Origin of the sequence: Stenotrophomonas sp. HITSZ_GD (assembly GCF_029543105.1) — a bacterium.
GTDB lineage: Bacteria > Pseudomonadota > Gammaproteobacteria > Xanthomonadales > Xanthomonadaceae > Stenotrophomonas_A.
Map to the genome: position 1 here is coordinate 110,500 of NZ_JARQXB010000010.1, position 26,276 is coordinate 136,775.

The following is a 26,276-nucleotide window of genomic DNA, read 5'->3' on the forward strand; positions in this document are numbered from 1 at the left end:
TCAGTGGGTTCCCGGCGCCTGGTTGATGACGGCCCAGAAAGTGCCCAGGGTCTGCACGGCGTTGAAGAACTGGTCCACGTCCACCGGCTTGACCACGTAAGCGTTCACGCCCAGGTCCCAGCTGCGCGCCAGGTCATTCTCCTCGCGCGAGGAAGACAGGATCACCACCGGCAGGCGCTTGAGCTCCTCGTCCTGGCGGATCTGCTTGAGCACCTCCAGCCCGTCCAGGCGCGGCATCTTGATGTCCAGCAGCAGCACGGCCGGCAGGCCTTCCTCGCGGTCGGCGAAGGCGCCGCGACGGTACAGGTAATCCAGGACCTCCACACCGTCCTCGACATGGACGATGGGATTGGCCAGGCGCGCCTCGCGCAGGGCGTCGATGGCCATTTCCGCGTCGGCGGGGCTGTCTTCGGCAAGCAGGATGGTACGGATGGGGCTCATGACGATGACTCTCGGGAGGGCGCATCGAGCGCCGCGGGCAGGATGAAATGGAAGGTGGCGCCGTGGTCGAGCCGGCTCTCGGCCCAGATGCGTCCGCCGTGGCGGCCGAGCACACGGCGCACGCTGGCCAGGCCGATGCCGGTGCCCGGGTATTCGCTGGCCTTGTGCAGCCGCTGGAACACGCCGAACAGCTTGGAGGCGTATTCCATGTCGAAGCCGGCGCCGTTGTCGGAGACGCTGAAGTGGTGGCTGCCGTCCGGCAGCGACTCGTAATCGATGTCGATGCGCGCCACCGGACGCTTGCCGCTGTACTTGATCGCGTTGCCGATCAGGTTGGTCCACAGCTGCCGCATCATGTTCTCGTCGGCGACCAGGATCGGCATCGGCGCGATGTGCCACTCGATGCGATGCTCCGGGTGTTCCACCTGGTCGTTCGCCTCGAGGATGGCGCGCGTTTCGGCCACCAGCGACTGCATGTCCACCGCCTGCATGCGCAGCGCGCTGCGCCCCAGGCGCGAATACACCAGCAGGTCGTCGATCAGCGTGGCCATGCGCCGCGCCGAGCTGCTGATCACCTGCATGTAGTGCTGGGACTTCTCGTCGGCCTGCTCGCCCAGGTGGCGCTGCAGCTTGTCGGCGAAGCCGGCGACATGGCGCAGCGGCGCGCGCAGGTCGTGGGATACCGAATAGCTGAAGGCTTCCAGCTCGCGGTTGACCTCCGAGACCTGCTCGACCTTGCCTTCCAGCTGCCGGTTGAGCTCCTGGATGCGTTCGCTGGAGGCTTTCTGCAGGCTGACGTCGCTGACCGTCATCAGCACCACCTGGTCGTCCTCGTCCGGCAGCGGCATGCGCCGCGCATTGAGCAGCATGGTGCGCGACACGCCGTCGGCGCCACTCTGCTCGTGCTCGTAGTCCCACAGCTCGCGGCCACGCAGCAGGATGTCGGCCAGGCGCTGCCGGATCGCCGGGTCGGACCAGGCGCCTTCGCCGATGCTGGCAAGCTCGGCCCCGCGCAGGTCTTCCTCACCCAGGCCATAGAGTTCGGCGAATGCGTTGTTGTACAGCACCAGGCGCTGCTGGCCGTCGAGCAGCACGATGGGCTCGCGCACGGTCTGCAGCACCGAGGCGGCGCGCGCGGCCGCCCGCGTGGAGGCCTGCTCGGCGACCAGGCGGTGGCGCGTCTGGCGCTGCAGCAGCCACACCACGCTGCCGAGCAGCAGCAGCTGGACGATCAGCGCGCCCCAGCTCAGCGCGGTGTACTGCACGCGGCGCAGGTTGGATTCGCGGTCGCGCTGGGCCAGCAGCGCGTTCTCGGAGGATTGCAGCTGGTCGATCAGCTCGCGCATCGGGTTGGCGACGATCATTTCCTGGATCAGCGCCTGGGTCTGTACCGGATCGCGCGAGCGGGCGATGGACTCGGCCAGCTGCATGCGGCGGTCGATGGTGCCTTGCAGGTGGCCCAGCCGGACCAGCTGTTCGGGGTTGTCGCGCGTCTGCAGGATCAGTTCGGACAAGGCGCGCTCGATCGCCGCGCGGCCGCTGCGCATGCGCTCGTTGAGCACGGGCAGCTCGATGCCGTGCGAGCGCATCAGCGCCGACGACTCCACGTCGCGCACCGAGGACTCCAGCTGCTGCGACAACTGCCGCACCTGCTGGCTGTGCTGGACCCAGTTGGCCGCCTTGTCGGTGCTGCGCGCCATCTGCTGCAACAGCAATGCCGGGACCACCACGATCAGGAAAATCGCCGTGGTCAGCGCGGGGAGGCGCCAGCGTTCCCAGGCATCTTCATTGGCGGGTATCTGCATCTGCTCTTTCGCTCGATTCCAGGAACCGCCAGGGGCGAAGGATTGTCCCGCATTCGACAGTCACCCGAATGAATCGTTCAGCGGATAACCGAAGCCGCGCCCCGGGCGGCTAGATGAATACGTACATCATAAAGCCGGCCGCGTGAAAACGCGTCCACACCTCCCAACGAAAAAAGGCGCGCTCCGGAGAGCGCGCCTCGCGATGGCCGGGCCGCCTCGCCACGGCCCGGCCATCGTCCACGGAACAGCGGCTTACTTGTCGGCCATCGCCGAGACCTTGAGGTTCGCGGCCTCGACCTTCTTGACGCCCTCGATGCCCTTGGCGGTCGCGACGGCCTTGTCCTTCTCGGCCTGGGTCTTGACCAGGCCGCTCAGCCACACCACGCCGTTCTTGGTCTCGACCTTGATGTCGGTGCCCGGCACGTTCTCGGTGGCGAGCAGGTCGCTCTTGACCTTGGTGGTGATCCAGGTGTCGCTGGCCGGCTGCTGCGATTCGGCCGGCGGATTCTTGTTGTCGGCGGCAAACGCGCTGCCAGCGCCCAGCATCGAAATGGCCACCAGCGAAGCGGCCAGCGTATTGCGAACATGCTTCTTCATCGCGATTGCTCCCTTTGCGGTTGAGTGGGGCCAGCATGCGCAGCGCCGCGTACAGCGCATGTGACTTCGATATCTAGATCCCGTGAACCATTCAGCCGCTAACATAATGCTTTCGCCGCCCGCTTCGATGCCATGAAAGATCTCAACCTCGCCCTGATCGGCTACGGCTACGTCGGCCGGGTTTTCCACGCGCCGCTGATCGACGCCACCGAGGGCCTGCGCCTGCATTCGATCGTCTCGCGCCATCAGGACGCCGCCGCGGCCTACCCCGGCACCCGCGTGGACGCCGACCGCGCGCGCGTGCTGGCCGATCCCGATATCGACGCGGTGGTGATCGCCACGCCCAATGACACCCATGCCCCTATCGCGCTGGAAGCGCTGGCGGCCGGCAAGCACGTGCTGGTCGACAAGCCGTTCACCGTGGACCTGGCGCAGGCGCGCGAGGTGATGTCGGCCGCGGTGGATGCCGGGCGCGTGTGCAGCGTGTTCCAGAACCGGCGCTGGGACGCGGACTTCCTCACCGTGCAGCAGTTGTTGCAGGCCGGCGTCCTCGGGCCGATCGCCGAATTCCACTCGCATTTCGACCGCCATCGGCCGCACGTGCGCGATCGCTGGCGCGAAAGCGATGCGCCCGGTGCGGGCCTGTGGTTCGACCTGGGCCCGCACCTGCTCGACCAGGCGCTGCAGCTGTTCGGACGACCGCAGGCGATCGGCGCCGACCTGCTGCGCCAGCGCGAGGGCGCGCGCAGCGACGATTACTTCCACGTGGTGCTGCACTACCCGCGCCTGCGCGCGCACCTGCACGCGGGCAGCCTGGTGGCCGACGCGCGGCGCCGGTTCGCCGTGCACGGCCTGGAAGGCAGCTACACCAAGGACGGCCTGGACACCCAGGAAGCGATGTTGCGCGATGGCCTGCGGCCGGGCGTGGCGGGCTGGGGCGAAGATCCCGTGGACGGTTGGCTCACGCGCGCCGGCGAGGACGGCACGCTGCGGCGCGAGCGGGTCACCACCGTTCCGGGCGACTATCGCCGCTGCTACGCGGCATTTCGCGATGCCGTTGCCGGCACCGGCGCGCCGCCGGCCACCACCGCGCAGGCGCTGGAACTGATGGCGCTGTTGGAACTGGCCGTCGACGCCGCCGCGCGCGGCCAGGTGCTCCCGCTGGACTGAGCCTCAGTCCGGCTTGCCGGTCGGCGGCGGCGCGGCGTGCAGCGCGTGGCCGCCGAATTCGTTGCGCATCGTGGCCAGCAGCTTGTCGGTGAACGAATCCTTGTCGCGCGAGCGCAGGCGTTCGAGCAGCGAGAGCGTGATGACCGGCGCGGAAACATCCAGGTCGATGGCCTCGGCCACTGTCCAGCGGCCCTCGCCGGAGTCCTCCACGAACGGTGCCACGCTCGCCAGGCGCGCATCGCGCCCCAGCGCATCGGCGGTGAGGTCCAGCAGCCACGAACGCACCACGCTGCCGTCGCGCCAGATCTCGGCGACCTGGTGCAGGTCCAGCGCGAACTCTTCCTTGCGCTCCATCAGCGCGAAGCCTTCGGCGTAGGCCTGCATCATGCCGTACTCGATGCCGTTGTGGACCATCTTGGCGAAGTGGCCGGCGCCGCTCGGGCCCACCCGGCCCCAGCCGCGGTCCGGCGCGGGGGCCAGCGCGGTGAACACCGGCCCGAGGCGCGCCACGGCGGCCTCGTCGCCGCCGATCATCAGGCTGTAGCCCTCCTTCAGGCCCCACACGCCGCCACTGGTGCCGCAGTCGATGTAGGCGATGCCGTGCCCGGCCAGTTCGCGGCTGCGGCGCTGGGAATCCTTGTAGTACGAGTTGCCGCCATCCACGACCAGGTCGCCCGGCGAAAGCAGCGGCAGCAGCTGTGCCAGCGTGTCGTCGACCACCTTGCCGGCCGGCACCATCAACCAGACGGCGCGCGGCACCGGCAGCGCGGCCACCAGTTCGGCGAGCGAGGCGGCCGGCGCGACGCCCTTGGCCTGCGCGGCCTGGCGCGCGGCGGCGCCGGGGTCGAAGCCGATCACGTGGTGGCCGCCGCGGATGATCCGCTCGGCCATGTTGGCGCCCATCCGTCCCAGGCCGACCATTCCCAGTTCCATAGCGCGATCCTCGTGTGCGAAAGAGGGGTGCAGATTGGCATGAACCGGCGCGGTCGGCATCGCCCGGCCGGTCAACGATATGTTGCGCCGGCGCACTGCCGCAGGCGCTCATCGATCCAGCGCCGGTACAGCGTGGTGTGCAGGTTGTGCAGCGCCAGGTCGATCGTGTAAGGCGTGCGCGGGTTGCGGTCGAGCAGGCGCGCGATGTGGTAGCCGATCGGCTGCACCCCGCGCGGATGCACGTAGACCACGAAGCCGCGGTAGAACGGGTCGTCGAGGATGGCGTCCATGCGCGCGACCACCTGGCGCTCGTACGGATCGAGCCGCGCGCGCAGCGCCGAGTCGCGCTCGTGGAGCAGGCGTTCGAATCCGCGGCGGCCCAGCCCGTCCACTTGCTGCGACAGCTGCCACAGCTGGCGGTTGAGCCCGTCGTAGTACGCCAAGCCGCCGTGCGCGGCCAGCGCCTGCGCCGCTTGCTCGCTGACATCGACGACGATGAAGTTCTCAGCCTGGTTGCTGATGTCGTCGAGGAAGCGCTTGGAGAACGCGTGCTCGATGAAGCCCGGCACGCCCATGAACGCCTGGCGCCCCATCGCGCTGGTGCGCACCGCCTTGCCGTCGGCGAGGAATTCGCCGGCATGCGCGCCGAGCAGGATGCTGTCGGTATCGTGCAGGGTGACGAACGTGCCGATGGACAGCTCGCCCGGCGTGAAGGCGGCATCGAAGGCGGCATCGCCATAGAGTTCGCGCTGCGTGGCCAGCTGGGCGACCTGCCGGCCGACGCCGCATTCGGTACGCACGTGCCCACGGTAGAAGGCCTCCAGCGCGGTGCTGTTCGCGGCGGCCGGCGCGTAGCCGCGGCCGAAGCTGCGGAAGCGCTGCCAGCCTTGGGCCTGCGCGCCCTCCGCGCCGAAACCGATCCAGCCGGTTTGCAGGCCGAAGAAGCGGTAGCCCTCGTTGGCCGCCAGTTGCGCGCTGGCCCGCCGGGCGGCATCGCCCAGGCGGAAGGCGTAGGCGCACACGGTGGCCGGGTCGTCGAACATCGCCTGCAGCGCGGCCTGCGCGCGCGCCGGCGCCTGTGGCAGTACCGCGCGCAGGTCGCCTGCGGCTTGCGCCTGCGCAAGCGAGGCGCGCTGGCAGGGGGTGCCACCGGCGATGCGCGGGGTATCGATGGCGGCATGCTCGATGTGCCAGCCCAGTTCGCGCAGCAGGTCTTCGGCGCATGGGGAGGCGATGGCCGGGCCTGCCAACAGCGCGCCCAGCAGCGCCACGCGACGCGCCAACGAACGCGCACAAGAGAAAGCCCCGGCTCGACCGGGGCTTTGGTGTTGCGCGCGAAGGTGGCTCAGCGAGTGCGTTCGCACACCGTCTGCACCACGCGGTCGCCGTTGTTCTGCTGGTGCTGGCCCTGCACGTAGCGGCCAGTGGCGCCACCGGCCACGGCACCGCCCACGGTGGCCAGCTTCTTGCCGTTGCCGCCGCCGATCTGGTTGCCGAGCAGGCCGCCCACCACGGCGCCGGCCACGGTGCCGGTCACGCGGTTGGGGTCCTTGCTGTTCTTGTGCACTTCCACCTTGTGGCAACGCACCACGCTGCCGTCGTTGAAGCGGCGGCCTTCGTCCTGCGGGCCGTACGTCTGCGCCTGGGCTACGAAGCTCAGGCCCACGAGCGCCAGGCCGGTCAGGTATCCACGAGCATTCATGGCGATTCTCCGGTCAGGGGCGACGACGGGATTGCCATCGCATGGAGCGCACTGTGTCGGCGCGGCGCACAACGCGCCGTGAAATCCACCGACAGCGTTCAGCAGGCAGCCACGCCGATGACGATCATGGCAAGGGCGTGTCCTGCGGCTTGGGCTCGGTCGGCGCCGGCGGCGCGGACGCGGGCGCCGGGGCGGTGGGTTCCGCGGCGGGGACCGGCGGGTCTACCGGTGCGGGTGCAGGTTCCGGCGCGGGAGCGGACGGTGGCGGCGGCGGCGGCGGTGGCGTCGAAGCGGCGGTCGACTTGCCGGTGGGCTTGGGCAGGTACATGCCCAGGCGCTCGAAGAAGCGCTTGTAGAAGTCGGCGTCCTGCACGGTCACGCTGGCCACGCGCACCATCGAGTCGTTGCTGCTACCCACCGGCAGCGACACCGAACCCAGCACGCCCACGCCCACGCTGGCCGAGGTCGCGCTCTTCTTCAGTGCGTAGCGATCCTGCACCGCGCTGACGAATACCCAGGCGTGGTCCTCGCCCTGCGGCACGCAGGAAATACGCAGGTCCAGTTGCTCGTGCGATTCCTCGGTGGGCTGGAAGTTCTTGCTGCCCTCCACGGCCAAGGCATCGGCGCGCGCCACGATGTAGCCCTGGCTCAGCAGCGCGCGGCGCGCGGCCTCGCACGCGGCGGCGGGCGTGACTTCGACGTTGCGCGAGTAGGTGTTGTCGGAATTGAAGGACTCGCGCACCAGCACGTGGTCGGCCTTGCTGCGACCGCAGGCGGTCAACGAGACGGCGATGCCCAGGCAGGCCAGTGCGGGCGCGAGGCGGCGTGAAGGGATCATGAGGAAAGCCCGATGGAATCCGGGCGAAGGATATCCCTGCCGCCGTGAGCGATGGACGAAGGCACGCGGCACGGCGAACCAGGGTTCATGCTCGGAAACGAGACCCCGGCGGCGGACAGGCCGCCGTCCGGATGACAAGCTGCCCCTCCCGTCCGAGGCGTTTGCATGATGTATCTGCGTAACCTGATGTGCCTGTTGTGCCTGTGCCTGCACCTCTCCGCGTCGGCGGCAACCGCGGCCACTTCCTCGACCTTGCGGGTGATGTCCTTCAACGTGCGCACGCCGGCGGACACCGAGCCCGGCCGGCGCTGGGAAGACCGCCGCGACGCGATGGTGTCGGTGATCCGGCAGGCGCAGCCGGCGGTCATCGGCACGCAGGAGTTGACCCCGGTGCAGGCAAGCTACCTCCGCGCGCAACTGCCCGCGTATCGCATGTTCGGGCAGGGCCGCCGCGGCGGCGCGGAAGACGAGCACATGGGCGTGTTCTACGACGCGCGCGTGCTGGCGCTGGTCGAGTCCGGCGACTTCTGGCTCTCGCCCACCCCCGAGGTGCCGGGCAGCATGGGCTGGGGCGATCCGTATCCGCGCATGGTGACCTGGGGCCTGTTCGAGCGCCGCGCCGACGGCCGCCGCTTCTACCTGTTCAACACCCACCTGCCCTATCGCGAGCAGGACGAACCGGCCCGCGTGCGCAGCGCGCAGTTGTTGCTTTCGCGCATCGACGCACTGCCGAAGGAGGTTCCCGTCGTGGTGACCGGCGATTTCAACAGCGAGCCCGGCAGCGATACCTGGCGCACGCTCACCGCCGTGCTGCGCGCCGCGCGCGACACCGCGCCGCAGGTGGATGGCCCCAGGCTCACGTTCCAGGACTTCGGCGGCAGCGACCGGCGCCAGCTGGACTGGATCCTGCTGCGCGGCTTCGAGGCGACGCACTTCAGCACCCTCGATGACCGCCCGGGCGGCCTCTATCCCTCCGACCACTATCCGGTCCTGGCCGAGCTGCGCTTCCCCGCGCCGGTCACGCCGCGCCCGCGCGCGGGGCGCTAGGCTGGCGCTTTCGCGTCGGGAGGAAGGTCATGGCACATCGCAGTCGGCTCGCCGGTTTCATCATCGATTGCCAGGAGCACCCCGCCGACGAAGGCGCGCGCTTCTGGGCCGCCGCGCTGGGGTTGTCGGCGCGCGCCCCCTACCAGGAAGGCGAGGCGGAGTACGCCGAGCTGGACGGCGCGCCCGGCGGCCTGCACGTGGAAGTGCAGCGCGTCGCCCACGCCTCGCGCGTGCACCTGGACATCGAGAGCGACGACATCGATGCCGAGGCCGACCGGCTGGAGAAGCTCGGCGCCAAGCGCATCGGTTTCGTCAAACGCTGGTGGGTGATGGAAGCGCCGACCGGGCACCGCTTCTGCATCGTGCGGATGCGCGATGAAAAGGGCAAGGCGCCGGCGCACACGTGGGAATGACCGGCATGGCCTAGACCGGGCCAAAAAAAAGCCCCGCTTGCGCGGGGCTTTCCTGTCCAGCCGCGGCCAGGCCTCAGTCGGCCCAGCGGCCCGGCGCGCTCGACTGCGGCAGCACCTGCGCCGACAGCGGGCGATCGTGCTCCAGCAGGTTCACCGCATCGGCCAGGATGGCGGCCGACTCGTGCAGCAGCGGGTCCGGACGCTTCTCGGCGGCCTTCTCGCGTGCGGTGTCCTTGGCGATGTCGCGCTCGTTGCCGGTCAGGCCGTCGTCGCTGTCCTCGGCGAGCGGGTCCAGCGGCATGCCGAGCTGCTTGCGGACGGCCTGGCGCTCCTTGCGCTGGTTGTCCTGCTTCTCGCGTTCCGCGCGGCGCTCGCCTTCGTTGAGCGAGACGTACTTCTTCGCCTTCTCCTCGCGGAACTGCTGCACGTCCTGCTCCCACCACTGGAATTCCTTGTCCTGCGCGATGCGCGAGGCATGCAGGCCTTCCAGCTTCGGCAGCAGCGGACCGAAGTTGCCGTACTGGGTGTGCGGCACCGAGGCGATGCGCGTCCACGGCAGCGCGTTGTCGTAGGTGCTCTCGCCAAACTCGGTGGCGTCCACGCTCGCCGGGAAGGCGATGTCCGGCACCACGCCCTTGTGCTGCGTGCTGCTGCCGCTGACGCGGAAGAACTGCGCGATGGTCAGCTTCACCTGGCCGAAGCGCTGTTCCTCGCTGGCGGGCCAGCGGTCGAGGTCGACGATGTTCTGCACCGTGCCCTTGCCGAAGGTGGTCTCGCCGATGACCAGGCCGCGGCCATAGTCCTGGATGGCGCCGGCGAAGATTTCCGACGCAGAGGCCGAGCCACGGTTGATCAGCACGGCCAGCGGGCCGTCCCATGCCACCTTCTCGCTACGATCGCCGTTGACGGTGACGCGCCCGCCGGATTCGCGCACCTGCACCACCGGGCCCTGCTCGATGAACAGGCCGGTCAATTCGACCGCCTCATCCAGCGAACCGCCGCCGTTGTTGCGCAGGTCGAGCACGACGCCGTCGAGCTTGTCGTTCTTGAAGCCGGCCAGCAGCTTGGCGACGTCGCGCGTGGCCGAGGCGTAGTCGGCGGCGTTGCGGCGGCGGCCTTCGAAATCCTGGTAGAAGCCCGGCAGCTTGATGATGCCGATGCGGCGCTGCGGCTCGCCGTCCTTCGCCGGCAGGGTGATGGTTTCGCCCTTGGCGGCCTGTTCGGCCAGGCGCACCTTCTGCCGGGTGAGGGTCACGGTGCGGTGCGTGCCGTCGATGCCGGATTCGGCGGGGATGTACTCGATGCGGACCTGGGTGTCCTTCTTGCCGCGGATCTTGGCCACGACATCGTCGATGCGCCAGCCGATCACGTCCTCCATCGGGCCGGAACGGTCCTGCCCGACGCCGACGATGCGGTCGCCCGGCTTGAGCGTGGCGTCGATGGCGGCCGGGCCGCCGGCGATGATCTCGCGGATCACCACCATGTCGTCCTGCTTCTGCAGCTGCGCGCCGATGCCTTCCAGCGACAGCGACATCTGCTGGTTGAAGTTCTCGGCCGTGCGCGGGGTGAAGTAGTCGGTGTGCGGGTCCACCGCGTTGGTGTAGGCGCTCAGGAACACCTGGAAGATGTCCTCGCCCTTGAGTTCGTTCACCGACTTGGCGAGGTTGGCGTAGCGCTTGTCCAGCGTCTTGCGGATGTCGGCCGGCTGCTTGCCGGCCAGCTTCAGCCGCAGCCAGTCGTTCATCACCTGCTGGCGCCAGAGCTTGTCCAGCTCGGCGTCATTGGCGGCCCACGGCGACTTCTCGCGGTCGTACTCGAATTTCTCGTCGGTGCTGAAATCGAAGTTCTGGTTCAGCAGCTTGCGCGCGTAGCTCACGCGCTGGCCGACGCGCTGCTTGTAGACGGCGAACACGTCGAAGGCCGGGTCGAGCTGGCCGCCGCGGATCGCGTCGCCCACCTTGGCCTGCAGCGGCGCGAAGCCGTCCACGTCGGCCTGGGTGAAGTACATCTTGCTGCCGTCGAGCGACTCCAGGTAGCGCTTGAACACGTCCTTGGACATCGCTTCGTCGAGCACCCGCGGGCGATATGCGTACCGGCTGTCGGAGAGCAGGCCGTAGACCAGCTTGGTGGCGGTGGCCTGGTCGGCCGTGGCGGCCGGCGGCAGCGCGGTATCGGCGCGCGCCATCAGCGCCAGCGGCGCGGTCAGCGCCAGGGCCAGCAGGCCGGCGGAGATCTTCGCGGGGGCTTTGAATTTCATGGGCTTACTCTCGGCGCGATGGCCGTCATGGGGCTGCAGAGAATCATCGGACAGCACGACAGTGCCCAAAGTTGCAGCGCTTGTCATCTGTGCGCCCAGCCTAAGCGGCTATCCGGGGGCAAGCCGTGAACGACGCCTGAGGGCGTCGTCGCGGAGGCAGGCGGTTCAGCAGGCAGCGCGGGCTCAGGCGTGCACGCCAGCGCCGGCGGCCTGGCGGTCAGCATGGTAGGAGGAACGCACCATCGGGCCGGAGGCGACGTGGGCGAAGCCCAGGGCGTAGCCGTAGTCTTCCAGCGCCTTGTATTCCTCCGGCGTCCAGTAGCGCATCACCGGGTGGTGGTGCGGGGTCGGCTGCAGGTACTGGCCGATGGTCACCATGTCCACGTCGTGGGCGCGCAGGTCGCGCAAGGTGGCGTGCACCTGCTCCAGGGTCTCGCCCAGGCCCAGCATGATGCCGGACTTGGTGCTGACCTCCGGGTGCTGGGCCTTGAACTTCTGCAGCAGCGTCAGCGACCACTGGTAGTCGGCGCCGGGGCGGACGTTGGGGTACAGGTCCGGCACGGTCTCGATGTTGTGGTTGAACACGTCCGGCGGGTTGGCGGCCAGGATCTCCAGCGCGCGGTCCATGCGGCCCTTGCCGCGGAAATCCGGGGTGAGGATCTCGATGCGGGTCTTGGGCGCATGCGTGCGGATGGCGGCGATGCAGTCGACGAAGTGCTGGGCACCGCCGTCGCGCAGGTCGTCGCGGTCCACGCTGGTCACCACCACGTACTTCAGGCCCATGTCGGCCACGGTGGTGGCCAGGCTGAGCGGTTCGTTCGGGTCCGGCGGCTTGGGCCGGCCATGGGCGACGTCGCAGAACGAGCAGCGGCGCGTGCAGACCTCGCCGAGGATCATGAAGGTCGCCGTGCCGTGGCCGAAGCACTCGTGGATGTTCGGGCAGCTGGCCTCTTCGCACACCGTGACCAGGCGGTTCTCGCGCAGCTTCGCCTTGAGGTTCTGCACCGCGTTGCCGGACGGGATGCGCACGCGGATCCACGAGGGCTTGCGCAGCACCGGGGCATCGAGGAACTGCACCGGCGAGCGGTTGATCTTGTCGCCGCCCAGCTGCTTGGCGCCGGCCTGCAAGGGCGCGGCCGGGGTGCTGTCGGTCGCGACGACCTCCAGGGGAATGGTGCGGGCGGTTGGCTGGGTCATGGCAAGGCGATGCGCGGTCAGGCCGCGGAGGAAAGGTCGGGCAGGACGGGGTCGGTGCGCAGCGACAGGCCGAACTGGCGGGCCAGTTCGTCGAGCAGCACGCGCTGCACCGCTTCCATGCCGGAAGGACCGCCCAAGTCTAGCACCGAGGTCACCTGCAGGCCCTGGTAGCCGCAGGGATTGATGCGCTGGAACGGTTCCAGGTTCATGTCCACGTTGAAGGCCAGGCCGTGGAAAGTGCAGCCGCGGCGGACGCGGATGCCGAGCGCGGCGATCTTGGCATCGCCCACGTACACGCCGGGCGCGCCTTCGCGGCGCACGGCCACGATGTTCCACTCCAGCAACGTGTCGATGATGGCCTGCTCGATGCGGCACACGTATTCGCGCACGCCGATGCCGATCCGGCGCAGGTCCAGCAGCGGGTACACCACGATCTGGCCGGGGCCGTGATAGGTCACCTGGCCGCCGCGGTCGACATGGATCACCGGGATGTCGCCCGGCGCCAGCACGTGCTCGTCCTTGCCGGCCTGGCCGAGGGTGAACACCGGGTCGTGCTCGACCACCCACAGCTCGTCGGCGGTGGCTTCGGTGCGCGCATCGGTGAAGCGCTGCATCGCATGCCAGACCGGCTCGTAGGGCTGGCGGCCGAGCAGGCGCACCACCGCCGGCTGCGGGGTGCTCGCCACGGCCGGGGCCGCGGCGGCGTCGCAGGCGCTTACAGCGTCCACTTCACTTCCGGATGATCGCGCAGGGCGGCGTGCGCGGCGTCGTACTGCTCGCGGCTCTCGGCGCGGAAGCCGATGCGCACGGACACGTACTTGCCGTTGCTCGAGTGGCGCCAGCTGATGCGCTCTTCCAGCACTTCCACGCCGCTGTCGGCGAGCAGGCGCGGCAGCTCGGTCTCCAGGCCCTTGTCGGCGGTACCCATCGCGCTGAGCTCGAAGGTGCCGGGGAACTGGAAGCCGTGATCGGGGTTGTCGGACTTGATTTCCATGGGCGCCATTATTGGGCCCCGCGCGGGCAAACCCAACCCCGGGGCCGGGATGCAGCGTCGCGCATGGCGGCCGGCGCGCCGCATGGCAGCGCGCCGGCCCAGGTCCCGCCCGGCGGGCCGGGCGGGACGGGCGGACTTACTTGGACAGCTCCAGCAGGGTCGAGGAGACCCAGCCCTTGTTGCCCATCTCGTCCTCGACTTCCCACATCGTCCCCTCCTTGTTGCCGGTGGGGTACAGCATCATGCCCACTTCCAGGGTGCGCACGGCCGCACCGGTGCCCTTGGCGTTGGCGAGCAGGCGCGCCGGCTTGGTCACGGTGACCGCCTGCTGCGCATTGCTGGCGGCAGCGTTGCCGGACAGCCCGCCCAGCTGGCTGACCATGTCGGTATAGGCCTGCAGGTAGGCCAACGTGATGACCTGGCCGATCTCGGTGTTGGCGTAGCCGCTGGCGCCCGCGGCGCCGTAGTCGTAGCCGCTGAAGAGGCGGCCGCTGCCGCCCCAGCCCAGGTCGGTCTTGCTGGCATTGCCCTCGGACATGGCGACCTGCTCGGTGGAGCGGGTGTCGGTCAGGGTCAGCACCACGTCGGCGGTCTTCTTCTTCATGTTGAGGCCGCCGATCACCTGGCCGGCATTGCCGCCCACCAGCCCGCCGAGCAGGCCGCTGATGGCGTTGCCACCGGCATTGCTGTTCTGCGAGACCAGGTCGGGCACCAGCACGTAGTCGGCCGCCTTCATCTGGCCCTTGCCCACGTTGGAGCGATTGCGCAGCTCGCCGCTGGAGGCGAGGTCACGCTCGGCCTTGGCGGCATTCAGGCCGGCGCCACGGTCCACCAGGGTGAAGCAGCGCGAGCGGTTGACGAACACCTTGATCAGCTTGGAAGGCGCGGGCAGCTGCTGGCCGCTCCACCAGTTGGTCGCATCCTCCGGCTCCAGCACGGAGACGGTGCCCAGCGGCTTGGCGCACACCGGAATGTCGGCCTCGCCCTGCTTGCGCTGGTCCTGCGCGTTGCCCTTGAAGGCATCCTTGAAACCCGCCGAGGCGGGCTGGCTGGTCGCGGCCAGACACAGGCCGAGCATTCCGGCGGCCACGGCGGCCGGGACAGACAAGTTCTTCATGCTTCACTTCCCTCTGCATGCGTCCATCGCCAGGACGCGGTCCAAACAGTGGGAGTCCCCGGAGGGGACATCCCGTTCCCCGGGAATGCAGGCATCCCCGCCGCCATCATACGCCGCGCGCGCGCAGCCCCAGTGACGGCCGCCCCCCGCAGCGGACTGCAACGCTGAGATGCGCCGGGAGTACTGGCGGGGCGGTGGCGGGAAGCGTCTAATCTTCACACGACGTTTCCTCCCCATTCACGTTGCTTACCAGACGTGCTGGATAGCGTCGCCCCACAATCCCCCACGGCCCCCTGCATGCCCCCACTTCGTCCGCTGTCCCTCCTGTTGGCCGCGGCGCTGTCCACCGCCGGCCTTTCCGCCACCGCCCAAGCCGCCGAACAGTGCCAACAGAGCACGATGGACCAGACGCCCCCGGCGGTGAACATCCGTGTCGACAACGACCTGTTCGGCGGCGCCGACCAGGACCAGGGCTACACCAACGGCGCGGTCATCACCCTGGTCTCGCCGAACCTGGTGGACTACACCGACGACCCCTGCCTGCCGCGCCTGGCGCGCTGGGTGAACAGCCATCTGGAACGGCTGCACCCGGGCGAATACCAGCAGCAGAACATGGTCTTCTCCTTCGGCCAGGCCATCTACACGCCCACCGACTACACGCGCACGGACGTCATTCCCGACGACCGCCCGTACGCCGGCATCCTGCTCACCAGCTTCGGCTACAACGCCCGCAACGACGACCACCTGCGCACCACGCAGCTGCAGCTGGGCCTGGTGGGCCCGTGGGCGCTGGGCAAGCAGGTGCAGGACGCGGTGCATGACGTGCTGGGCGACGAGAAATTCAAGGGCTGGGACCACCAGCTGCACAACGAGCCGCTGATCGGCATCGTGCACGAGCGCATGCGCCGCTGGCCGGGCGATGCCACGGTCAATGCCGGCGGCTGGGGCTGGGATGCGATCACCCATTGGGGCGGCACGCTCGGCAACCGCGCGACCTATGCCAACCTGGGCGCGGAAGTGCGCTTCGGCTGGAAGCTGCCGGACGATTTCGGCAGCACGCCCACGCGCCCGGCCGGCGAGAACACCGCGCCGAGCCTGCACGGCCGCCCAACGGGCTGGTCGGGCCACCTGTTCGTGACCACCGACGCGCGCTGGGTGCTGCGCGACATCACCCTGGACGGCAACACCTTCCGTGACAGCCACAGCGTGGACAAGCGCCCGCTGGTGGCCGACATCGGCTACGGCCTGGCGATCATGCGCGGACGCTGGAAGTTCGCGCTGGCGCGCTACCACCGCACGCGCGAGTTCGATACGCAGAAGGAACTGCCGGTGTACGGCAGCTTCACCATCAGCCGCATGCTCTGAGCACGCCAGGCACCGCAAAGAAAAAGCCGGCTTTCGCCGGCTTTTTCGTCATGGCTTATTCCGATTCCCACCACAGCCAGAAGGCGTCCCACAGGCGCTTGAAGAAGTTGCCCTCTTCCACCGCGCTGATCGCCACCAGCGGCGCCTCGGCGACCACCTTGCCGTCCAGCTGCACCTTTACCTTGCCCACGGCCTGGCCCTGCTGGATCGGGGCGGTCAGGTTCTTGGCCACCTCGATGCTCGGCTTGAGGTCGTTGTAGCGCCCGCGCGGGGCCATCACCAGCAGCGGCTGCGCCACGCCCAGCTGCACCTGGTCCTGCTTGCCCTTCCACACCTTCTGCTGGGCCACGACCTTGCCCGGCTCGTAGAGGCGGTGCGTCTCGAAGAAGCGGAAGCCCCAGTTGAGCAGCGCCAGGCTGTCGTCGGCGCGCTGCTTCTCGGAGCTGTCGCCCATCACCACCGCGATCAGGCGCTGGTCGCCGCGCTTGGCCGAGCTCATCAGGCAGTAGCCGGCCTCGGAGGTGTGGCCGGTCTTGATGCCATCCACGCTCGGGTCGCGCCACAACAGCAGGTTGCGGTTCGGCTGGGTGATGTTGTTGACCGTGAATTCCTTGATCTTGTTGTATGCGTAGGTCTCCGGGTAGTCGCGCACCATCGCGCGGCCCAGCAGCGCCAAGTCGTACGCGGTGGTGTGGTGGCCCTCGGCGCTCAGGCCGTGCGCGTTGACGAAGTGCGAGTTCTTCATGCCGATCTTGGCGGCGTAGCTGTTCATCAGCGAGGCGAAGGCTTCCTCGCTGCCGGCGGTGTGCTCGGCCAGGGCAATGGCGGCGTCGTTGCCCGACTGGATCGCCATGCCCTTTTCCATGTCCTCCAGGCGCGCGGTCTGGTTGACGGGGAAGCCGCTGTAGCTGCCGTCCGTGCCCGCGCCGCCCTCGCGCCACGCGCGCTCGCTCATCATCACCTGGTCGTCCCGGGTGATCTTGCCGTTCTTCAGTTCCGCGGCGACCACGTAGGAGGTCATCACCTTGGTGATGCTCGCCGGCGCCAGCTCGGTGTGGATGTTCTCGCCCGCCAGCACCTGGCCGGTGGCGTAATCCATCAGCACCCAGGCCTTGGAGACCGCCGGTGCGGGGGCCGGCGGCGTCGGCACCGCGGTCGGCGCGGCGGCGGCGGCCGGGGCGGGCTGCGGCGTGGGGGTCTGGGCGGATACCAGGCCGACGGCCAGCGTGGCCGCGACGGCAACGGCGAAGCGGAATTTCATTGAACAACGACTCCTGCAACCCCGGGCGCGGGGCGATGAGGGCCCAAGGGCCGGTGGGGCCCTGCGGGCCGGGAAAAAAGCATTGTAGGCCGATCGGCGCCCGCCGCCGCCAATGCGGCGCGGGCGCGGCCCGCGCGGGCTCAGTTGGCGACGACCTGCGGGCGACCGAATCCCAGACCGGCAATGCGCGCGGCAAGTTCCGACGCGCTGGCGTGGTCGGGCGCATTCACCCGCAGGCGCCACAGCGTGCGGCCACCACTGACGATGTCGCTGATGCTCGCGCCGGGGATGCCGGCGGTGGAGAGCTGGGTCAGCGCGCGGTCGGCATTCTCGCGGCTGGCGAAACTGGCGACCTGCAACAGGATGTTGCCCAGCGCCGCCTGGGCCGGCGTACTCGGGCGCGGCTCGGGCACGCTTTCGGCGACCTTGCGCACCACCGCGCTGCCGACGGCGGCAGGTACGACGGTGGCGGCGGCCACGCCGGGCGTCGCAGCGCCCACGGGGGCGGTGCGCGGCGCGGCGGCGGCCGGCTTGCCGGTGGCCACGCGCACGCCCTTGGCCTTCATCCAGGCGTCGAAGTTGTCCGCGTTGCCCGGCTGCGGCGCATCGGCCACGCGGTAGCGCCAGCGTTCGGAAGGACTGGATTCGGCCGTGGCACGCGCCACCGTGGCCACCGCGGCCGCGGGCGAGGCGGTGGACGGGCGCGGGGCCTCGGGCGCCGGCCCGGTGCCCTGCGGCAGGCGCTTGACCAGCTCGTCGATACGGCTCGGCTCGGCCGGCTTGGCGGCCGCCACCGCGGTCGCCGTCGCCGAGGGCGCCTTGCCGCCATTGCGGCGGGCAAGCAGGCCGGCGTTGTCGGCTTCGGTCAAGCCGCGCACTTCGACGCGGCCGGTGCCGCGCTGGGTGATGCCGAGCTTCACCGCGGCGGCGTAACTGAGGTCGATCACGCGGCCATCGTGGAACGGGCCGCGATCGTTGACGCGCACCACCACCGAGTCGCCGGTATCCAGGTTGGTCACCAGCGCGAAGCTCGGCAGCGGCAGCGTCTTGTGCGCGGCGGTGAAGGCGTACATGTCGTACACCTCCTTGTTGGAGGTCAGCCGGCCATGGAACTTGTTGCCGTAGTACGAGGCCGTGCCGGTTTCGACGTAGCCTTCGGCGTCGTCGCGCACCTTGTAGGTCTTGCCGAGCACCTCATACGGCGAGCGGTTGCCGATCGGCGAATGCGCCTCGTTGGTCACCAGCGGCTCGGGAATGCAGGCCACGTTGGGCACGTAGTCCGGCGTGGTGTCCTTGACGCCGGGCTTGTAGAGGCCGCCGGCGGTGTAGTCGCCGCGGGTGGAGGGATCCTCCTTGGCCGGCGCATAGGGCGAGGTCGCCGGGCAGCCGGTGGCCACGCGCGCCGGCCCCTTGCCTTCGACCTTGACGCCCTTGACCGCCGAGGAAGCGGACGGCGATTTCTTCGGTGCGCTGCTGCAGGCCGCCAGGCCCATCGCCAGCAGCACGGGCAACCACCAGGTGCGGTGCATGTTCATGCCGGGGGCAACTCCTTTCCGGCGATGGCCTCTGACAGCTGGAACACGGCCATCGCATACATTTTCGAGATGTTGTAGCGGGTGATCGCGTAGTAGTTCTGGAAGCCGAGCCAGTACTGCGGGCCGGCATCGGTGTTGAGGGTGATCGGCGTGGCGAGCGTGCCGGCGGTGACCGGGGCCGAGGCGTGGTAGCCGCGGCGCGCCAGATCGGCCAGCGGATAGGTGGGCGTCCAGTCGTCCGGGTTGAACTCGGCATGGCCCGGCGCGAGCGTCGCCGGCACCGCCACCTGCCCGCCGCGCACCCAGCCGCCCTTGCCGACGAAGTAGTTGGCGATGGAGGCGAACACGTCGTCGTAGCTGTTGAACAAGTCGCGCCGGCCGTCGCCGTTGCCGTCCACCGCGAACTGCCGGTAGCTGGAGGGCATGAACTGGCCCATCCCCATCGCGCCGGCATAGCTGCCGATCAGCGTGGTGACGTCCAGGTGCTCTTCCTTGCCTAGCGCGAACAGCTGGCCGAGTTCGTCGCGGAAGAACAGCTCACGGCGCACTTCGCGCTCGAGCTTGGCCGGATCGCCGCTGCGCGGATAGCGGAATGCCAGCGTGTACAGCGCGTCGAGCACGCGGTACTTGCCGGTATTGGCGCCGTAACTGGTTTCCACGCCGATGATCGCCACGATCACCTGCGCCGGCACGCCCGTGGCGGCTTCCACGCGCGCCAGTTCGGCGCGGTGCTGCTCCAGGAACGCGCGGCCGCCGTCGATGCGGGCCTGGGTGATGAACATCGGCCGGTATTCGTTCCACGGCTTGACCCGTTCGGCCGGGCGCGACATCGCCGCGATGATCGGGTCGCGGAACTGCGCCTGCGCGAGGGTCGATTCGATCTGCTGCGGATCGATGCCGTACTTGGCCGCGGTATCGCGCACGAAGTTCGCGCGTGCGGTTTCGAACGGCACCGGGGTGAGATCGACCGGCGGCAGCGCGACGGCTTCCGGCTTGGCCTCGCTGGGGGTGACGGGCTGGGCCGGCACCGGCGCGGTCGCCGCGCGCGGCGGTTGGGCCTGGGTGGCACAGGCCCCCAGGCAGGCAAGCGTCAGACACACCAGTGCGCTACGGATCATCGGCACATCGAAAGTTTCGAGATGAATTACTCCCAATAAGACCATGAAACAAAAGAACTTTGCCACCCGTCAAGTGCAGCCGGCGTGGCGCGTATTCAGAGTCGGGTCGAAATCGGGGGCGCGAAGGTGACGCGCGCCCGCCTGGAAACGGCGGCGTTGGCAAAGCTTCGTGCGCCAAGGGCCTGCCTTGAGGACAGGCGGCGGGCAGGCAGGAAGCCGGGAAACACGCCGCCCGCGCTGCAAACATCGCCCGGCTGCGCCCGGGGCCGCGGCCAGGCGGGCCGCGGCTACGCCCCGCCGTGCACCGGCCGGTGGGCCTTCACCGCCATCACCACGCCCAGGCCCGCGAGCAGCGACACCGCCGAGGTGCCGCCATAGCTCATCAGCGGCATCGGCACGCCAACCACCGGCAGCACGCCGGAAATCATCCCGCCGTTGACGATGACGTAGACGAAGAACGCCAGGCCGGTGGCACCGGCCAGCAGCCGGGAATAGGTGTCGCGCGACTGCGAGGCGATCCACAGGCAGCGGCCGATCACCACCAGGTACAGCGCCAGCACGGTGGCCACGCCGATCCAGCCGAACTCCTCGCTCAGCACGGAGAACGCGAAATCGGTGGTCTGCTCGGGAATGAAGTTCAGGTGCGACTGCGAGCCCAGCCCCCAGCCCTTGCCGGCCAGGCCGCCGGAGCCGATCGCGATCTTGGACTGGATGATGTTCCAGCCTGCGCCCAGCGCATCACTCTCGGGGTTGAGGAACATCATGATGCGGTCCTTCTGGTAGGGCCGCAGCAGCCAGAACCAGGCCACCGGCGCGGCCGCCGCCACGCCGCCCACGCCCACGGCCACCCACCACCACGGCAGGCCGGCCAGCAGCAGCACGAACACGCCGCTGGCGGCGATCAGCACGCCGGTGCCGAAGTCCGGCTGCAGCATGATCAGCGCGGTCGGCACGCCGATGATCACCGCGCTCACCAGCACCGTGGGAATACGCGGCGGCAGCGGCATGCGGTGCAGGTACCAGGCCACCATCATCGGCAGGCTGATCTTCAGCAACTCGGCCGGCTGCAGGTAGAACAGCTTCAGGTCCAGCCACTGGCGGCCGTATTTGCCGGTACCCAGCACGAACACCGCCAGCAGGGGCAGCATAGACAGCGCGTAGATCACCGGCGTCCACGCGCGCAGCCGCAGCACCGAGATTCGCGAGATGCCCCACATCGCGCCCATGCCGATCACGAAGCGGATGCCCTGCGCTATCACCAGGTGGTCGCCGTTGGCGGCGCCGCCCGCGCTCTTGAGCACCGCCAGGCCGATCACCATCAGGCTGGCCAGCGCCAGGCAGAGGATCCAGTCCAGCGTGCGGGTGAAGCGCACGCCCAGGTCGAACAGCCAGCGCAGGAAATCGCTCACTGGTCGTCCTCCGGCACTTCGTCCGGCAACGCGGGCGCATCGCTCGGCGGTGGCGGCAGGTGCGCCGGGTCGATCGCCAGCGCGGTGCCGGCCAGGCTGATCGACGGCGCCCCCTGCAGCGCCAGCGCGGCCTCGTCGCCCAGGCGGCGCGGCTCGGTGGACTCGGCGTCGAAATGGGTCATGCCGATCGCCGTGCTGCCGCGCTCCACGTCCAGCGGCAGCAGGCCCTCGGGCATCTTGCCGAGCATCCAGGCGTCGAAGATCTTGCGCGCGATGGGGCCGGCGGTGCTGGCGCCGTAGCCGCCGCCTTCCACCGCGATGGCGACCACGAAGGTCGGGTTGTCGGCCGGCGCGAAGCCCACGAACAGTGAGCGGTGGCGCAGGTGCATTGGCAGCGAGCGCGGGTCCACCGCGGCCACGCCCTTGCGGCTGGCAACCTGCGCGGTGCCGGTCTTGCCGCCAATCTGGTACGGCGCGCTGGCGAACAGCGAATAGCCGGTACCGCCAGGGCGCATCGTGTCCCGCATGCCCTGCCGCACCACTTCCACGTTCTGCGGCGAGGGGCTGATCGGCTTGGGCGGTGGCTGCGCGGTGCCCTGCCAGTCGCCATCGAAGCCGCTGCGCTCGGCCACCACCAGGTGCGGCTGGCGCAGCTGGCCGCTGGCCAGGCCGGAGATGCCGCGCACCAGCTGCAGCGGGGTGACCTTCCAGTCGCCCTGGCCGATGGAGATGTTCACCGTGTCGCCGGGATACCAGCGCTCCTTGCGCGACTTCATCTTGTACGCCGGCGAAGGCAGGATGCCGCCGATCTCGCCAGCCAGGTCGATGCCCGTCGGCTCGCCCAGGCCGTAGCTGGCCATGTAGTGGTCGAAGCGCTCGATGCCCAGGTCCAGCGCGAGCTTGTAGTAGTACGTGTTGACCGACTGGGCGATGGACTTGCGCAGGTCCGTCCAGCCATGGCCGCCGCGGTGCGAGTCGCCCCAGCCGCGGCTGGTGCCGGGCAGGTAGAACATGCCGGTGGAAAGCACCTTGTCCTCGGGCCGGCGCACGCCGCTGTCCAGGCCGGCCAGCGCGATCAGCGGCTTGATCGTCGAACCCGGCGCCACGCCGCCCAGCACCAGGCGGTTGAACTGCGGCCGCGAAGGATTGCTGTTGAGCGCGTCGAAGTCGGCATGCGAGATGCCGTTGACGAACAGGTTGGGGTCGTAGCTCGGCAGGCTGACCATGCCGAGGATCTCGCCGGTGCGCGGGTCCATCGCGATCGCCGAGCCTTCGTACTGGCCGAAGGCGGCGACCATCGCGCGCTGCAGGTCCGCGTCGATGGACAGGCGCAGGTCGGCGCCTGACTGCGCCGGCACGCGGCCGACGGTGCGGATCGCGCGGCCCTGCACGTTGGTCTCGACCTGCTCGTAGCCGACCTTGCCGCGCAGCGCCTGTTCGTAATAGCGCTCCAGCCCGGACTTGCCGATATGGGTCAGCGCGGCGTTGCCCTCGCCCAGCGCCTCCAGGTCCTTCTCGTCCACCCGGCCGACGTAGCCGATGACATGCGCGAACAGGTCGCCATAGGGATAGCGCCGGGTCAGGTAGGGCTCCAGCTCCACGCCCGGGAAGCGCCAGCGCTCGACGGCGAAGCGGGCCATCTCCTCCTCGCTCATGCGCAGGCGCAAGGTCACCGGCAGGAAGCTGCGGCGCGACTTGCGCTCGCGGTTGAAGCGCTCCAGGTCCTCGGGCGAGATCGTGATGACCTTGCCCAGCTCGGCCAGCATCGCGTCCATGTCCGCGACCTTGTCCGGCGTCACGTCCAGCCGGAAGGCCGGCACGTTCTCGGCGAGCAGGCGGCCGTTGCGGTCGTAGATCATGCCCCGCCCCGGCACCACCGGGCGCGGCTTGATGCGGTTGGCCTCCGAGCGCGTGGCGTAGATCTCGTGGTCCACCACCTGCAGCTTGAAGTACCACGCGCCCAGGCCACCCAGGCACAGCACGACGACGAGGAAGCCCAGCACCGCGCGCCGGCGGAACTGCTCGGCCTCGGCGTGCGGGTTCTTGGCCTGGCGGCGCGGGTACATCGCTCAGCGCCGCTTGCCCAGGCGCACCGCATCGAGCAGCACGAACAGCAACGGCCACAGCAGCATGCCCAGCAGCGGCGCCCACCAGTAGCTCCACGGCAACGTCGCTTCGCCCAGCGCCAGGTGCAGCGCGGCGGTGACGATGCGGTCGTTGAGCAGCAGGCCGCCGATGGCCAGCGCCTGCTGCGAGACGGGGAAGAAGCGCAGCCGCGCGCGGAAGCGCTGCAGGATGAAGGTCATGATGACCAGCCGCAGCGGCTGCTCGCCGAGCAGGCTGCCGTAGAGCAGGTCGGCAACGACGCCCGCGACGAAGACGAAGCCCAGGCCGACGCGGTCCGGCTCCTCGATGACCCAGTAGGCCAGCACCAGCGCCAGCCAGTAGGGGCGCAGCGGCTGGATCATCGGGGGCAGCGGCAGCAGGCCGAGCAGCAGGGCGACGACGACGCTGGCCGGCAGCACCCATTGGTTGCGGCGGATCATCGGCGCGTCTCCGTCGGGGCCGACGCCGGGGTGGCGGGCGAGGCGGTGGCGGGCGAAGTGGCGGCCGGCGGGCGGCGGGCGCCTGGCGCGTCGGCCGGCGGCGGCGAGCGCCGCTGGGCTTGCGGCGGCGCGGTCGTCGTCGCGGCGGGCGCGGCGGCACCCGCCCCACTTGCCGGCGGGGTCGCCGGCGTCCCGGGCGCCGGACGCGTCCGCTCGCGCGAATCCGGCTCGCCGTCGCCGGGGGCCGGCGTTTCACCGGCCGGCGGCGGCATGACCCGCCAGGGCCGGCTCTTGAGCAGGAGCACGTCGCGCCCACGGTCGAGCTGTGCGGCCGGCTTGAGCTGGCCGACCAGGAAGGCGTGGCTGTCGTCCGGGTGCAGCTCGGCCACTGTGCCGACCGGGAAGCCCGCCGGGAAACGCCCGCCCAGGCCGGAGGTGACGATTTCATCGCCCACCACCAGGCCCGCGCTCAGCGGCACGTCGCGCAGTTCCAGCCGGTCGCCGCGGCCGTAGGCGATCAGGCGCACGCCGTTGCGCGCCACGTTCACCGGCACGGCATGGTCGGGATCGGTGAGCAGCAGCACGGTGGAATGCGCCGGCGTGGTCGAGATGACCTGGCCCATCAGGCCACCGGCGTCGATGACCGCCTGGCCGACATGCACGTCGTCGTCGCTGCCGGCGTCGAGCACCACGCGCTGGCGCGTCGGGTCCAGGTCGATGTCCAGGATCGGCGCCAGCTGCACGTCCAGCCCGTTGCGCTCGGCGGCGTTGAGCAGCTCGCGCAGCTGCGCGTTGTCCAGCGCGGCGGTCTGCAGGCGGGTCAGGCGCGCGTTGGCGATGAGCAGGTCGTTGCGCAGCTGGCGGTTCTCGGCCACCAGCTGGGCGTGGGTGGCGGCGTTGTCCTTGACCTGCAGGCCGATGCGGCCGGGCAGGCCGGCGAGCGCCCACACCGGCTGCACCAGCACGTTGGTGCGCTCGCGCAGCTGGGAGAGCCAGCCGCCGCGGCTGTCGAGCACGATCAGCACCGCCGCCAGCGCGAGATACGCCAGCAGCCGCAGGGTACTGGCGGCATCACCGGGGCGGGAAGCGATCGGAGGTCCGGCGTAGGGCGGCACGAGAGGTCAGCCGGGATTCGGAAGGTCAGTCTGCGAAAGGGTCGGGGGCGAGGCGTCGCCCCGCCCCCGGTGTCGGTGGATCATCGGGCGGGCGCACGCACCGCCGATCCCCGCGCGCCTCATTCCGGCGCGAAGAACTCGTTGCCGTGCATGTCCACCAGCTCCAGCGCGCGGCCGCCGCCGCGGGCCACGCAGGTCAGCGGATCGTCGGCCACCTGCACGTGCAGGCCGGTTTCCTCGGAGATCAGGCGGTCCAGGTCGCGCAACAGCGCGCCGCCGCCGGTCAGCACGATGCCGCGCTCGGCCACGTCGGCGCACAGCTCCGGCGGGGTCTGCTCCAGCGCCAGCTTCACCGCCGAGACGATGCCCGACAGCGGCTCGTGCAGCGCTTCGAGCACTTCGTTGGAGTTGATCTTGATCATCTTCGGCACGCCCTCGGCGAGGTTGCGGCCGGAGATCTCCATCTCCTGCACCTCGGCCTGCGGGTAGGCGCAGCCGATCTCCAGCTTGATGCGCTCGGCCGTCGCTTCGCCGATCAGCATGCCGTGGTTGCGGCGCACGTAGTTGGTGATGGACTCGTCGAAGCGGTCGCCGCCCACGCGCACGGACTGCGAGTAGACGATGCCGTTCAGCGAGATCACCGCCACCTCGGTGGTGCCGCCGCCGATGTCGATGACCATCGAGCCGCGCGCCTCGGTCACCGGCATGCCGGCGCCGATCGCCGCGGCCATCGGCTCCTCGATCAGGTAGACATCGCGCGCGCCGGCCTCCTCGGCCGATTCCTTGATCGCGCGGCGCTCGACCTGGGTCGAACCGGCCGGCACGCACACCAGTACGCGCGGGCTCGGGCGCAGCACGCGCGACTTGTGCACCTTCTTGATGAAGTGCTTCAGCATCGCCTCGGTATAGGTGAAGTCGGCGATGACGCCGTCCTTCATCGGGCGGATGGTGGTGATGTGGCCCGGGGTACGGCCGAGCATCTGCTTGGCCTCGGCGCCGACCGCGGCGACCGACCGGGTGCCGCCGATGGCGCGGTCCTGGCGAACCGCCACGACCGACGGCTCGTTGAGCACGATGCCCTGGCCGCGGACGTAGATCAGCGTGTTGGCCGTGCCCAGGTCGATGGACAGGTCGTTGGAGAACATGCCGCGGAGTTTCTTGAACATCGGGGGAGTCGGTCCTGAGGGTCGTGCCCGGGGCGCCGCTTTGGCGAAAAAATGGGCAGAAAACGAAGTCGGCTAGCCTAGCAATCCCCCCGGATGCGGGCAAGGAGAAAAGCCGGTTCCCCGGCGCTTTTTTCACCGCGCCGGGTGCGCTGCGCGCGCGGGGTTCTGGCCCTGAACGGCCGCAGCCGTTAACCTTTGCGCCGCGGCGCGCCTGCCGCCCCCCAGGCCCGTCCGGCGGCTGGCGGGTTTT

The 26,276-nt window shown here is 69.7% G+C and carries 24 protein-coding genes; 4 read left to right on the forward strand and 20 right to left on the reverse strand.

From position 1 onward, the window contains the following. From P6166_RS11480 to P6166_RS11490, 3 genes are all read right to left on the reverse strand, one after another. A complete protein-coding gene (locus P6166_RS11480) occupies nt 1-441 on the reverse strand; it encodes a response regulator (RefSeq protein WP_277764595.1) in 441 nt (146 codons plus the stop codon). Further along, a complete protein-coding gene (locus P6166_RS11485) occupies nt 438-2,246 on the reverse strand; it encodes an ATP-binding protein (RefSeq protein WP_277764596.1) in 1,809 nt (602 codons plus the stop codon). Before P6166_RS11485 ends, P6166_RS11480 begins: the two co-directional genes overlap by 4 nt. 252 nt (nt 2,247-2,498) lie before the next feature. Continuing rightward, entirely contained in the window at nt 2,499-2,792 is a 294-nt protein-coding gene (locus tag P6166_RS11490; protein ID WP_277764646.1) for a BON domain-containing protein, read from the reverse strand. A 183-nt stretch (nt 2,793-2,975) separates the two neighbouring features. Between P6166_RS11490 and P6166_RS11495 the strand changes: the two genes are divergently transcribed. Then, the gene (locus P6166_RS11495) at nt 2,976-4,013 is read left to right on the forward strand and encodes an oxidoreductase (RefSeq protein WP_277764597.1); all 1,038 of its coding nucleotides are present in this window, start codon (nt 2,976-2,978) and stop codon (nt 4,011-4,013) included. A 3-nt stretch (nt 4,014-4,016) separates the two neighbouring features. Here P6166_RS11495 and gnd read toward each other — a convergent pair whose 3' ends face one another. The 4 genes from gnd to P6166_RS11515 all read right to left on the reverse strand — a co-directional run bounded on the left by gnd (nt 4,017) and on the right by P6166_RS11515 (nt 7,486). Next, nucleotides 4,017-4,946 carry a phosphogluconate dehydrogenase (NAD(+)-dependent, decarboxylating) gene (gnd, locus tag P6166_RS11500; RefSeq protein WP_277764598.1) on the reverse strand — a complete coding sequence of 310 codons (930 nt, stop codon included), beginning with the start codon at nt 4,944-4,946 and terminating at the stop codon, nt 4,017-4,019. A gap of 71 nt (nt 4,947-5,017) precedes the next feature. Next, nucleotides 5,018-6,229: a hypothetical protein gene (locus tag P6166_RS11505; protein ID WP_277764599.1), complete on the reverse strand. Its 1,212-nt coding sequence runs from the start codon at nt 6,227-6,229 to the stop codon at nt 5,018-5,020. Nucleotides 6,230-6,291: 62 nt separating this feature from the next. Continuing rightward, nucleotides 6,292-6,648 (reverse strand): glycine zipper 2TM domain-containing protein, encoded by a 357-nt coding sequence (locus P6166_RS11510; protein ID WP_277764600.1) that lies wholly within the window; start codon nt 6,646-6,648, stop codon nt 6,292-6,294. 124 nt (nt 6,649-6,772) lie between these two features. Then, complete coding sequence (locus tag P6166_RS11515; protein WP_277764601.1) at nt 6,773-7,486, reverse strand: DUF2242 domain-containing protein; 714 nt, start codon at nt 7,484-7,486, stop codon at nt 6,773-6,775. Nucleotides 7,487-7,651: 165 nt separating this feature from the next. Between P6166_RS11515 and P6166_RS11520 the strand changes: the two genes are divergently transcribed. Both P6166_RS11520 and P6166_RS11525 read left to right on the forward strand, forming a co-directional pair. Beyond that, entirely contained in the window at nt 7,652-8,533 is an 882-nt protein-coding gene (locus tag P6166_RS11520; protein WP_277764602.1) for an endonuclease/exonuclease/phosphatase family protein, read from the forward strand. Nucleotides 8,534-8,562: 29 nt separating this feature from the next. Beyond that, the gene (locus tag P6166_RS11525; RefSeq protein WP_277764603.1) at nt 8,563-8,946 is read left to right on the forward strand and encodes a VOC family protein; all 384 of its coding nucleotides are present in this window, start codon (nt 8,563-8,565) and stop codon (nt 8,944-8,946) included. 73 nt (nt 8,947-9,019) lie between these two features. Here the strand turns inward: P6166_RS11525 and P6166_RS11530 are convergent, their stop codons facing one another. From P6166_RS11530 to P6166_RS11550, 5 genes are all read right to left on the reverse strand, one after another. After that, on the reverse strand, nt 9,020-11,203 hold the full coding sequence (locus P6166_RS11530) for a carboxy terminal-processing peptidase (RefSeq protein WP_277764604.1): 2,184 nt from the start codon (nt 11,201-11,203) through the stop codon (nt 9,020-9,022). 183 nt (nt 11,204-11,386) lie between these two features. Beyond that, complete coding sequence (gene lipA / locus P6166_RS11535) at nt 11,387-12,400, reverse strand: lipoyl synthase (RefSeq protein WP_277764605.1); 1,014 nt, start codon at nt 12,398-12,400, stop codon at nt 11,387-11,389. A 17-nt stretch (nt 12,401-12,417) separates the two neighbouring features. Continuing rightward, nucleotides 12,418-13,128 (reverse strand): lipoyl(octanoyl) transferase LipB, encoded by a 711-nt coding sequence (lipB, locus tag P6166_RS11540; RefSeq protein WP_277764606.1) that lies wholly within the window; start codon nt 13,126-13,128, stop codon nt 12,418-12,420. Next, a complete protein-coding gene (locus P6166_RS11545; RefSeq protein WP_277764607.1) occupies nt 13,116-13,394 on the reverse strand; it encodes a YbeD family protein in 279 nt (92 codons plus the stop codon). Before P6166_RS11545 ends, lipB begins: the two co-directional genes overlap by 13 nt. A gap of 136 nt (nt 13,395-13,530) precedes the next feature. Beyond that, a complete protein-coding gene (locus P6166_RS11550) occupies nt 13,531-14,511 on the reverse strand; it encodes a CsgG/HfaB family protein (protein WP_277764608.1) in 981 nt (326 codons plus the stop codon). 297 nt (nt 14,512-14,808) lie between these two features. Between P6166_RS11550 and P6166_RS11555 the strand changes: the two genes are divergently transcribed. After that, nucleotides 14,809-15,876, forward strand: coding sequence for a lipid A deacylase LpxR family protein (locus P6166_RS11555; protein ID WP_277764609.1), 1,068 nt, complete (start codon nt 14,809-14,811; stop codon nt 15,874-15,876). Nucleotides 15,877-15,931: 55 nt separating this feature from the next. Here the strand turns inward: P6166_RS11555 and P6166_RS11560 are convergent, their stop codons facing one another. The 8 genes from P6166_RS11560 to P6166_RS11595 all read right to left on the reverse strand — a co-directional run bounded on the left by P6166_RS11560 (nt 15,932) and on the right by P6166_RS11595 (nt 26,026). Beyond that, the gene (locus P6166_RS11560; protein WP_277764610.1) at nt 15,932-17,137 is read right to left on the reverse strand and encodes a D-alanyl-D-alanine carboxypeptidase family protein; all 1,206 of its coding nucleotides are present in this window, start codon (nt 17,135-17,137) and stop codon (nt 15,932-15,934) included. A gap of 140 nt (nt 17,138-17,277) precedes the next feature. Further along, nucleotides 17,278-18,672 carry a septal ring lytic transglycosylase RlpA family protein gene (locus P6166_RS11565; RefSeq protein WP_277764611.1) on the reverse strand — a complete coding sequence of 465 codons (1,395 nt, stop codon included), beginning with the start codon at nt 18,670-18,672 and terminating at the stop codon, nt 17,278-17,280. Continuing rightward, entirely contained in the window at nt 18,669-19,790 is a 1,122-nt protein-coding gene (mltB, locus tag P6166_RS11570) for a lytic murein transglycosylase B (RefSeq protein WP_277764612.1), read from the reverse strand. The genes P6166_RS11565 and mltB overlap by 4 nt, the downstream gene beginning before the upstream one ends. 287 nt (nt 19,791-20,077) lie before the next feature. Further along, nucleotides 20,078-21,199: a rod shape-determining protein RodA gene (rodA, locus tag P6166_RS11575; protein WP_277764613.1), complete on the reverse strand. Its 1,122-nt coding sequence runs from the start codon at nt 21,197-21,199 to the stop codon at nt 20,078-20,080. Further along, nucleotides 21,196-23,265 (reverse strand): penicillin-binding protein 2, encoded by a 2,070-nt coding sequence (gene mrdA, locus P6166_RS11580; RefSeq protein WP_277764614.1) that lies wholly within the window; start codon nt 23,263-23,265, stop codon nt 21,196-21,198. Before mrdA ends, rodA begins: the two co-directional genes overlap by 4 nt. Before the next feature lie 3 nt (nt 23,266-23,268). Beyond that, nucleotides 23,269-23,745 (reverse strand): rod shape-determining protein MreD, encoded by a 477-nt coding sequence (gene mreD / locus P6166_RS11585; protein WP_277764615.1) that lies wholly within the window; start codon nt 23,743-23,745, stop codon nt 23,269-23,271. Further along, nucleotides 23,742-24,860 carry a rod shape-determining protein MreC gene (gene mreC, locus P6166_RS11590; protein WP_277764616.1) on the reverse strand — a complete coding sequence of 373 codons (1,119 nt, stop codon included), beginning with the start codon at nt 24,858-24,860 and terminating at the stop codon, nt 23,742-23,744. The genes mreD and mreC overlap by 4 nt, the downstream gene beginning before the upstream one ends. 119 nt (nt 24,861-24,979) lie before the next feature. After that, entirely contained in the window at nt 24,980-26,026 is a 1,047-nt protein-coding gene (locus P6166_RS11595) for a rod shape-determining protein (protein ID WP_057647408.1), read from the reverse strand. Between the last annotated feature and the right edge of the window lie 250 nt (nt 26,027-26,276).

What these genes read in the sequence shown, in the direction of transcription:
- P6166_RS11480 (WP_277764595.1), bottom strand. Translation starts at nt 441, where the DNA reads ATGAGCCCCATCCGTACCATCCTGCTTGCCGAAGACAGCCCCGCCGAC.
- P6166_RS11485 (WP_277764596.1), bottom strand. Translation starts at nt 2,246, where the DNA reads ATGCAGATACCCGCCAATGAAGATGCCTGGGAACGCTGGCGCCTCCCC.
- P6166_RS11490 (WP_277764646.1), bottom strand. Translation starts at nt 2,792, where the DNA reads ATGCTGGGCGCTGGCAGCGCGTTTGCCGCCGACAACAAGAATCCGCCG.
- P6166_RS11495 (WP_277764597.1), top strand. Translation starts at nt 2,976, where the DNA reads ATGAAAGATCTCAACCTCGCCCTGATCGGCTACGGCTACGTCGGCCGG.
- gnd (WP_277764598.1), bottom strand. Translation starts at nt 4,946, where the DNA reads ATGGAACTGGGAATGGTCGGCCTGGGACGGATGGGCGCCAACATGGCC.
- P6166_RS11510 (WP_277764600.1), bottom strand. Translation starts at nt 6,648, where the DNA reads ATGAATGCTCGTGGATACCTGACCGGCCTGGCGCTCGTGGGCCTGAGC.
- P6166_RS11515 (WP_277764601.1), bottom strand. Translation starts at nt 7,486, where the DNA reads ATGATCCCTTCACGCCGCCTCGCGCCCGCACTGGCCTGCCTGGGCATC.
- P6166_RS11520 (WP_277764602.1), top strand. Translation starts at nt 7,652, where the DNA reads ATGATGTATCTGCGTAACCTGATGTGCCTGTTGTGCCTGTGCCTGCAC.
- P6166_RS11525 (WP_277764603.1), top strand. Translation starts at nt 8,563, where the DNA reads ATGGCACATCGCAGTCGGCTCGCCGGTTTCATCATCGATTGCCAGGAG.
- P6166_RS11530 (WP_277764604.1), bottom strand. Translation starts at nt 11,203, where the DNA reads ATGAAATTCAAAGCCCCCGCGAAGATCTCCGCCGGCCTGCTGGCCCTG.
- lipA (WP_277764605.1), bottom strand. Translation starts at nt 12,400, where the DNA reads ATGACCCAGCCAACCGCCCGCACCATTCCCCTGGAGGTCGTCGCGACC.
- P6166_RS11545 (WP_277764607.1), bottom strand. Translation starts at nt 13,394, where the DNA reads ATGGAAATCAAGTCCGACAACCCCGATCACGGCTTCCAGTTCCCCGGC.
- P6166_RS11550 (WP_277764608.1), bottom strand. Translation starts at nt 14,511, where the DNA reads ATGAAGAACTTGTCTGTCCCGGCCGCCGTGGCCGCCGGAATGCTCGGC.
- P6166_RS11555 (WP_277764609.1), top strand. Translation starts at nt 14,809, where the DNA reads ATGCCCCCACTTCGTCCGCTGTCCCTCCTGTTGGCCGCGGCGCTGTCC.
- P6166_RS11560 (WP_277764610.1), bottom strand. Translation starts at nt 17,137, where the DNA reads ATGAAATTCCGCTTCGCCGTTGCCGTCGCGGCCACGCTGGCCGTCGGC.
- P6166_RS11565 (WP_277764611.1), bottom strand. Translation starts at nt 18,672, where the DNA reads ATGAACATGCACCGCACCTGGTGGTTGCCCGTGCTGCTGGCGATGGGC.
- mltB (WP_277764612.1), bottom strand. Translation starts at nt 19,790, where the DNA reads ATGATCCGTAGCGCACTGGTGTGTCTGACGCTTGCCTGCCTGGGGGCC.
- mrdA (WP_277764614.1), bottom strand. Translation starts at nt 23,265, where the DNA reads ATGTACCCGCGCCGCCAGGCCAAGAACCCGCACGCCGAGGCCGAGCAG.
- mreD (WP_277764615.1), bottom strand. Translation starts at nt 23,745, where the DNA reads ATGATCCGCCGCAACCAATGGGTGCTGCCGGCCAGCGTCGTCGTCGCC.
- P6166_RS11595 (WP_057647408.1), bottom strand. Translation starts at nt 26,026, where the DNA reads ATGTTCAAGAAACTCCGCGGCATGTTCTCCAACGACCTGTCCATCGAC.